The organism is Acinetobacter sp. 1294596, from assembly GCF_000582925.1.
Lineage (GTDB): Bacteria > Pseudomonadota > Gammaproteobacteria > Pseudomonadales > Moraxellaceae > Acinetobacter > Acinetobacter radioresistens.
The window spans coordinates 20,204-28,336 of sequence record NZ_JFCC01000041.1; the positions used below are offsets into that span (position 1 = coordinate 20,204).

The window sequence follows — 8,133 nt, forward strand, 5'->3', positions numbered from 1 at the left end:
ATGCACTGGAGTTTTGCAAAAGCCAAACAGCTGGGGTTTGCAGCTGGATTAAGTGTATGTGCTCAAGGCGGGGTTGCTGCATTGCAAACCACGCCTTATATCGCGCTTCACACCCAGCCCAAGTATAGCGGCCTGAATGCCATGCCATACGCTAATCCGGCAGCTCCTAAAGGTGGATTATTAAGTACAGCCAGTAATGGTACTTTTGATAACTTAAATAGCATGAATGGTAAAGGCAGCTCGGTAGATGGGATTAATTTTCTGTTTGATTCCCTGATGAGCAGTTCTCTGGATGAGCCGGGAGTGCTTTATCCGCTATTGGCAGAAAAAGCCAGCTATGATCCAGAACATACCAAGTTTGTTATTTTCTATCTGAATCCTAAAGCACGTTTTAGTAATGGGCTCCCTGTCACAGCTGAAGATGTGAAGTTCAGCTTTGACGCTTATCAGACCAAATCCAATCCGGGGTTGCAGATGTATCTGGCGGATCTGGAAAAAACTGAAGTTCTATCTAGGTATCAGGTCAAATTTACTTTCAGGTCAGATAACAACGCAGAGATGCCACTAATTTTGGGAACATTACCCATCTATTCCAGGCAGGACTGGAAAAACCGGGATTTTACTCGAATTACTATGCAGCCTATTGTTGGTTCAGGCCCCTATCTGATTGACCGGATTGATGCAGGGCGTAGCGTTACCTATAAACGAAATCCGCATTACTGGGGGCAGAATTTACCTGTAAATAAGGGACGTTATAATTTTGACCGGTTAAAATATGTTTATTACCGAAGCTTGGATATTGCTTTTGAGGGTTTTAAGTCAGGGCAATATACTTTGCATGAAGAGATGACAGCGCGTAAATGGGTGACAGAGTATAATTTTCCGGCAGTAAAAGCTGGGATGGTCAAGACCTATCGCTTTCGGCATCAGAATCCGGTGGCAACCCAGAGTTTTGTGTTTAACACACGTCGTAGCCCCTTTAATGATATTCAGTTCCGCCGCGCTTTAACTTATGCGTATGACTATGAATGGCTGAATAAGGCCCTGTTTTATGGTCAGTATCAGCGGTTGCAAAGTTATTTTGCCAATAGTGAACTTGAAGCAAAAGGACCACCCGGCCCTAAAGAAATGCAGATCCTTCAGCCGCTATTGCCCAAATTGCATACTGTAATGCGTCAAGGTGTACTCAAGAACTGGAAGTATCCGGTTTCAGATGCCAGCGGATTTAATCGTAACAATCTGCTGATTGCACGTCAGATTTTAATTAAGGCCGGTTATCGAATTCATGAGGGTAAGCTATATGATTCCAAAGGACAGCCGGTTGAAATCGAATTCCTCATTCATCAGGACGGTTTACAGCGTACCTTAATGCCTTTTGTACGTAATCTGAAAAAACTCGGTATTGTAGTGATGCTACGTCAGGTAGATGTCCCTCAGTATCTTGAAAGGATGCGCCGTTATGATTTTGACATGACGACCAGCGTAATGCCGCAGTCACTGACGCCTGGTAATGAACAGGCACAGTTATGGGGAAGTGCTGCAGCTGATCAGGCAGGAAATTATAATTATGCCGGTATCAAGAACCCGGTTATTGATCAAGTAATTAATAGTGTCATCCGGGCACCAGACCGTGAACAGCTGGTTATTCGTACTCGCGTATTAGACCGTCTGCTGCGTGCGGGCTACTATCAGATTCCAACTTATGGCAAAGGGGAAAACTGGCTGGCATACTGGAATATGTATCATCAGCCAAAACAGAAACCAAAACTTTCTGTAGGTTTAGACTACTGGTGGATTGATAGCAAGCAGGCTCAGCAGGTGAGCAGTTATTTGCGCAGGCAATAACCTTATAACAATTGAAGTCACAGGGAATGGCGTCTTTATGGGCACATATATATTAAAAAGACTTCTGTTAATTATTCCAACTCTATTCTTGATTCTGCTGATTAACTTTATGGTGATCCAGCTAGCACCAGGAGGGCCCGTAGAGCAGGCTATCCAGCAAGCCCAGAATTTCCAGGGAGTGGGAAATACCAGCCATGCTGAAACAGCTGGCCATTCATCTGAATATCAGGGTGCGCGGGGCCTTAGTGATGAAATGGTGGAAAAAATCAAAGCACAATACGGTTTTGACAAATCGGCACCTAACGTTTCTGGATTATGCTCAAGGGATATCTCACTCTGGACTTCGGCATCAGTTTTTTTAAAGATAAGCCCGTTACCCAGCTGCTCTGGGAGAAAATGCCGGTTACAGTTTCTCTGGGATTATGGAGTACTTTACTGATTTATCTGGTGTCTATTCCATTGGGGATTAAAAAGGCCAGACAGCACGGCACGCTATTTGATAAGTCTACTTCATTACTTCTAGCGATTGGTTATGCTGTACCGACCTTTGTATTTGGTGTTTTACTGATTGTATTTTTCGCTGGCGGCAGTTATTTTCAGTGGTTTCCGCTGCAGGGGCTAGTCTCGGAAAATTTTCAGGAGCTCAGCCTGCTTGGAAAAATCAAAGATTATTTCTGGCACATGGCGTTGCCTTTATTCACTATGATTCTGGGCGGGTTTGCTGGACTAACCTACTTGACAAAGTACTCTTTTATGGAAGAGTTGAACAAGCAGTATGTATTAGCTGCACGTGCCAAGGGATTAAGTGAAAACCGGGTCCTATACGGCCATGTATTTCGTAATGCAATGCTGATAGTGATTGCCGGTTTACCTGAGGCTCTGATAGGGATTTTCTTTGTAGGCAACCTGTTTATCGAGATAATTTTTAATCTGGATGGGCTGGGATTGATGGGTTTTGAAGCCATAGTACAGCGTGATTATCCAGTTATTTTTGGCACATTATTTTTATTTACCCTACTGGGTTTGATCTTGCGTCTCATCAGTGATGTGCTGTATCAGATTATCGATCCACGCATCAATTTTGATTCACGGGGGGCAAAATAATGTCTCCATTAATGCGGGCACGCCTTCAACGTTTTACCCATAACCGTCTTGGTATGGGCTGCCTGATTATTTTTATTCTGATTTTTATTTGTTCTCTTGCGGCAGAGTTTATCGCCAATGATAAACCGCTACTGGTGAAATATGAAAACTCTTATTATGTGCCTGTACTGAAGGAATATCCGGAAACAGCTTTTGGCGGAGTTTTTGAAACGGAAGCTGACTATAAAGATCCGGTGGTACAGCAGCTTATCAACGCTAAAGGCTGGGCAATCTGGCCCTTAATTGAATTTTCTTATCAGACGCCAAATCTTGAACTGGCTGTTCCTGTGCCATCGCCACCAACAGCACAAAACTGGTTAGGTACTGATGATCAGGGAAGAGATGTACTGGCACGTGTTTTATATGGTTTGCGTATTTCTTTACTGTTCGGATTTGCCCTGACATTTTTTGCTGCCTTAATTGGCATCGTGATAGGTGCAGTACAAGGCTACTACGGTGGGTGGATTGATCTGCTCGGGCAGCGTGTACTTGAGGTATGGGGTGGCCTGCCCATGCTGTTTATGGTCATGATTCTGGTCAGTATGTTTACTCCAAATGTTTATTGGCTATTTCTGATTATGTTACTGTTTGGCTGGCCAGCCCTGGTTGGTCTGGTTCGGGCAGAGTTTTTGCGTGCAAGAAATTTCGATTATGTGCGCGCTGCACGTGCGTTGGGGGTAAAAGATCATGCCATTATCTTCCGGCATATTCTTCCCAATGCCATGAGTTCCAGTCTGTCCCAGCTCCCTTTTATGCTTACCGCCAATATTACTGCCCTGACTGCACTGGATTTCCTGGGCTATGGTTTACCACCTGATGCTGCATCATTAGGGGAAATTCTGCTGCAAGGGAAAAATAATCTTAATGCGCCCTGGCTGGCTTTATCTGGTTTTTTTAGTCTGGCACTGGTTCTTTCATTATTGATCTATATTGGGGAGGCAACCCGCGATGCATTTGACCCAAGACGCCAGTGACCAGTCAGCTGCGCTAAAGCTACAGGTTGAACAGCTTAATATTCAAAATGAGCAGGGCGAAGTTCTGGTAGAAAATTTAAATTTCTATCTATATGCCGGACAGACCTTAGCTATTGTCGGAGAGAGTGGTTCAGGAAAATCCATCAGCAGCTTGGCTTTGCTTGGACTGTTACCTGCTAATCTTAAGGTTCAGGGGAGTGCTATTTTAGATAGTCAGAATCTTTTAAATCTGTCTGAAACAGCAAAACGCCAGATTCGTGGCCATAAAATTGCCATGATTTTTCAAGAACCCATGACTGCACTTAACCCGCTGCATCGGGTAGAAAAAATTATTGGAGAAAGTCTGTATTTACAAGGCTGGTCTAAAGATCAGGTTCGGCAGAGAGTGGTAGAATTACTCCATGATGTCGGAATAACTCATCCGGAAGACAAACTGCAACGTTATCCACATGAGCTTTCCGGCGGCCAGCGACAACGGGTAATGATTGCGATGGCGTTAGCTTTAGATCCCGATATCCTTATCGCTGATGAACCTACTACCGCTCTGGATGTAACTTTACAGGCACAAATTCTCAAACTGCTACAAAGCCTGCAACATCGCCGAAATATGGCCATGATTCTAATTAGTCACGATCTTAATATAGTTAAGCGCTGTGCCCAGCAGGTGGTTGTGATGAATCAAGGCAGAGTTGAAGAACAGGGGAGTGCCGAGCAAATTTTTAAACAGCCTAAGGCTGAATATACCCGGCATTTATTGGCACATAATTTTGGTCAGGCGTTGCCATCCTCCGCAGGCTCCGAACTGTTGAGACTGGAACAGGTCAGTGTATGTTTTCCTATTCGCCAAGGGTTGCTTAACCGTGTAAAAGATTATTTTGTGGCAGTTGAGCCTTTAAATCTGGTCTTAAGACAAGGTGACTCCATTGGAATTGTTGGGGAAAGTGGCTCTGGTAAAACTTCTCTGGCTTTAGCTATTGCCCGGTTGATAGAGAGTAAAGGCCAAATCTTTTTAATGGAGCAGGACCTTAACCTGCTTTCCGAGAAAAAATTAAGGTTATTACGCACTGATTTCCAAATTGTATTTCAGGATCCGTTCAGTAGCCTGAATCCTCGTATGACGGTCGAGCAAATCATTGGTGAAGGGCTGAATTTAAAACATCATATGCCGCTCGCTGTAACTGAGCAGATTGACCAGATTCTACAGACGGTAGAGTTGCCTGTACATTTTAAACAGCGCTATCCACATGAACTTTCTGGCGGACAGCGGCAACGTGTAGCACTGGCACGGGCTTTGATCCTTAAGCCCAAGCTTATTATTTTAGATGAGCCTACTTCTGCATTGGACCGTACCACCCAGCGGGCAATTGTGCAGTTATTACGAAATCTGCAACAGGAATATCAGTTAAGCTATCTGTTTATCAGTCATGATTTACAGGTAGTCCGTGCCTTATGTCAGCAGGTGATGGTGCTACGGCATGCGCAACTGGTCGAATTTCAGGATACTGAACAGCTATTTTCAAATCCTCAGTCCGAGTATACCCGGCAATTGATAGCTGCAAGTCAATATTAAAAACCGTCATCAGGAACTTTTTCTGTGACTCCTACGGCATGCATTGTAATAGAGTAAACCTTGACTAGACAGGCGTTTAAACTAGAGTAAGGACTCTAATTCAGTAAATTGGAAAAAATATCATGAGCTTGATTGCTGAACCGATCACAATTCGTAATACAACCTTTAAAAACAGAATTATTAAGGGTGCAATGAGTGAAGCACTGGCTAACGCAGCAGGGCAACCTAATCATCTGCATTATGGCTTATATGAGGCATGGGCTAAAGGTGGTCTGGGCTGTGCCATTACCGGTAATGTAATGGTTGATATCGGCGCTAAAAATGAGCCAGGTGTAGTAGCAATCGAGACTGAACGTGATCTGGAACAGCTCAAGCACTGGGCAGAAATTGGCAAAGAATATGGTATGGTTCAACTGGTCCAGCTGTCTCATCCGGGACGTCAGTGTCCTAAGGGCCTGAACAAAGAAACAGTTGCACCTTCAGCTGTGCCATTTAGTCCGGTTCTGGCAACCACTTTTGGTACACCGCGTGAACTGCGTGAAGAAGAAATTCTGGATATTATCCAGCGTTTTGCCCATGCTGCCAAAATCTGTGAAAAAGCAGGCTTTGAGGGTATACAGCTACACGGTGCGCATGGTTATCTGATTAGTCAATTCCTGTCGCCACTGACCAACAAGCGTCAGGACCAATGGGGCGGTTCAATTGAAAACCGTATGCGTTTCCTGCTGGAAATCTACAAGGCCGTAAGAGCAGGGACTTCAGAGAACTTTATTATTTCTGTAAAACTCAACTCGGCAGACTTCCAGCGTGGTGGTATTACAGAAGAAGATGTCATCTATGTATTCAAAGCAATTGATGCGGCTGGTATTGACCTGATTGAAATTTCAGGAGGAAGTTATGAAGCACCAGCTATGGCTGGTGTCAAGGAAGGTAAACGTAAAGCCAGTACAATTGCCCGTGAAGCCTATTTCCTTGATTTTGCTGAAAGGATCCGTCAGGAAGTCAAATGCTATCTCATGGTAACAGGCGGTTTTAGAACCGTAAAAGGTATGAATGATGCCCTAGAGAGTGGGGCATGTAATTTTATTGGTATTGCACGGCCATTTGCGGTAGAAACTGACTTGACTAACCATTTAATTGCCGGGAAAGACGTTCGTTATGGTGTAGAGAAAATTAAAACTGGCATTCCGATGATTGATAAAATGGCAATTATGGAAATTATCTGGTATGCGGCACAGTTTAAAGCAATTGCTGAGGGTAAAAAACCTAATCCAAAACTTTCTCCCTTAAAAGTATTTTTTAAATACCTTAAGGGAAATCTGACTGCTGTAGTTAAAGGCCAGATTAATTCGCGTAAATCGGCCTAGTTTATGTATATAGATGAGTGTATTGCATCTAGTGGTAAATAGTCCTGTCTTTAGGGTCTTTTAAACCTGAGGGCAGGCCTGTTTTATATTCTCGGTATGTAATGAAATAAACAGGCTGACGGGCTGATTCAGTATAAATGCAGGAAATAAGAAAAAATATCGAACTTATTCCATCCTGTTAAAAACTTGCCCTGATTACAGCTCTCATCACTGCATCAGAATAAACAAGGTTTACACACAAGAAAAAAAAGCCCAAGTCATAATGCTTGGGCTTTTTTATAAGATGCTGCCATCTTGAATATGGCGTCCCTACGGGGATTCGAACCCCGGTTACCGCCGTGAAAGGGCGATGTCCTAGGCCTCTAGACGATAGGGACTTTAAGTGAGGCATAGTTCTGAAATTGGCGTCCCTACGGGGATTCGAACCCCGGTTACCGCCGTGAAAGGGCGATGTCCTAGGCCTCTAGACGATAGGGACTTTAAGTGAGGCATAGTTCTGAAATTGGCGTCCCTACGGGGATTCGAACCCCGGTTACCGCCGTGAAAGGGCGATGTCCTAGGCCTCTAGACGATAGGGACTTTAAGTGAGGCATAGTTCTGAAATTGGCGTCCCTACGGGGATTCGAACCCCGGTTACCGCCGTGAAAGGGCGATGTCCTAGGCCTCTAGACGATAGGGACGTTTCAGAGGTGGGCGTATATTAGGGTGAATCCCCGGATGTGTCAAACACTTTTCTGGCATCTTTCCCTTAAAAATATACCGTTCGTATAAAAACAAAGCAAAATGCCAAATTTGTTTGAAATTGCTGCAAGATATTCTGATTCATGCTTTTGTATAAAAAAGAGCGGCATTTGCCGCTCTTAAGTGCTTTAGGTCGGCATCAAGACTTAGGATGGTAAAACACATAATAACTTGTATAGCATGCTGCAATAAAAAACAGGCATCCGAAGAAACTGATTCGCATGGATGGATCAAAAACCATACTGATACAGGTAATCAGACAGAAAACAAAACCTAGAATCGGAACAATAGGAAACAGCGGCGCAGCAAATGCAAGATCTTTAGCAGTTTTTCCCTGCTTATACCAGTCTCGGCGGAAGTTGAACATGCTGAGACAGATACTCATCCAGACTACTACCATGGTAAAGGCTGCGATTCCGAGCAAATTAGTAAAAATAGTTTCTGGGGCAAACTGCTCAGACAACAGACCCGGCATACCGCCGATCATGGTAAC

Annotated in this window: 4 protein-coding genes, 4 tRNA genes and 2 pseudogenes; 5 read left to right on the top strand and 5 right to left on the bottom strand. The window is 44.0% G+C overall.

Annotated elements, in window-relative coordinates; translation table 11 throughout:
- The 5 genes and pseudogenes from J502_RS12695 to J502_RS12715 all read left to right on the top strand — a co-directional run bounded on the left by J502_RS12695 (window position 1) and on the right by J502_RS12715 (window position 6,899).
- Window positions 1–1,845 (top strand): extracellular solute-binding protein, encoded by a 1,845-nt coding sequence (locus J502_RS12695; RefSeq protein ID WP_034684357.1) that lies wholly within the window; start codon window positions 1–3, stop codon window positions 1,843–1,845.
- 37 nt (window positions 1,846–1,882) lie between these two features.
- Window positions 1,883–2,949, top strand: a pseudogene (locus tag J502_RS12700) (microcin C ABC transporter permease YejB).
- Entirely contained in the window at window positions 2,949–3,962 is a 1,014-nt protein-coding gene (locus J502_RS12705) for an ABC transporter permease (protein ID WP_005019174.1), read from the top strand. The pseudogene J502_RS12700 and the gene J502_RS12705 overlap by 1 nt, the downstream one beginning before the upstream one ends.
- Window positions 3,937–5,532, top strand: a complete 1,596-nt coding sequence (locus J502_RS12710; protein ID WP_005019176.1) for an ABC transporter ATP-binding protein — start codon at window positions 3,937–3,939, stop codon at window positions 5,530–5,532. The genes J502_RS12705 and J502_RS12710 overlap by 26 nt, the downstream gene beginning before the upstream one ends.
- A 122-nt stretch (window positions 5,533–5,654) precedes the next feature.
- Entirely contained in the window at window positions 5,655–6,899 is a 1,245-nt protein-coding gene (locus J502_RS12715) for an NADH:flavin oxidoreductase/NADH oxidase family protein (protein WP_005406597.1), read from the top strand.
- Window positions 6,900–7,200: 301 nt separating this feature from the next.
- Here J502_RS12715 and J502_RS12720 read toward each other — a convergent pair.
- The 5 genes and pseudogenes from J502_RS12720 to J502_RS12740 form a co-directional block, all read right to left on the bottom strand.
- A tRNA-Glu gene (locus tag J502_RS12720) sits at window positions 7,201–7,276 on the bottom strand.
- Between the two features lie 25 nt (window positions 7,277–7,301).
- Window positions 7,302–7,377, bottom strand: a tRNA-Glu gene (locus J502_RS12725).
- Between the two features lie 25 nt (window positions 7,378–7,402).
- Window positions 7,403–7,478: transfer RNA gene (locus J502_RS12730), tRNA-Glu, on the bottom strand.
- A 25-nt stretch (window positions 7,479–7,503) separates the two neighbouring features.
- A tRNA-Glu gene (locus tag J502_RS12735) sits at window positions 7,504–7,579 on the bottom strand.
- 200 nt (window positions 7,580–7,779) lie between these two features.
- Window positions 7,780–8,133: pseudogene (locus J502_RS12740) on the bottom strand (S-methylmethionine permease); the annotation flags it as partial.

Excerpts from the sequence above, each read along its gene's own strand:
- J502_RS12715 (WP_005406597.1), top strand. The coding sequence starts at position 5,655 with ATGAGCTTGATTGCTGAACCGATCACAATTCGTAATACAACCTTTAAA.
- J502_RS12710 (WP_005019176.1), top strand. The coding sequence starts at position 3,937 with ATGCATTTGACCCAAGACGCCAGTGACCAGTCAGCTGCGCTAAAGCTA.
- J502_RS12695 (WP_034684357.1), top strand. The coding sequence starts at position 1 with ATGCACTGGAGTTTTGCAAAAGCCAAACAGCTGGGGTTTGCAGCTGGA.
- J502_RS12705 (WP_005019174.1), top strand. The coding sequence starts at position 2,949 with ATGTCTCCATTAATGCGGGCACGCCTTCAACGTTTTACCCATAACCGT.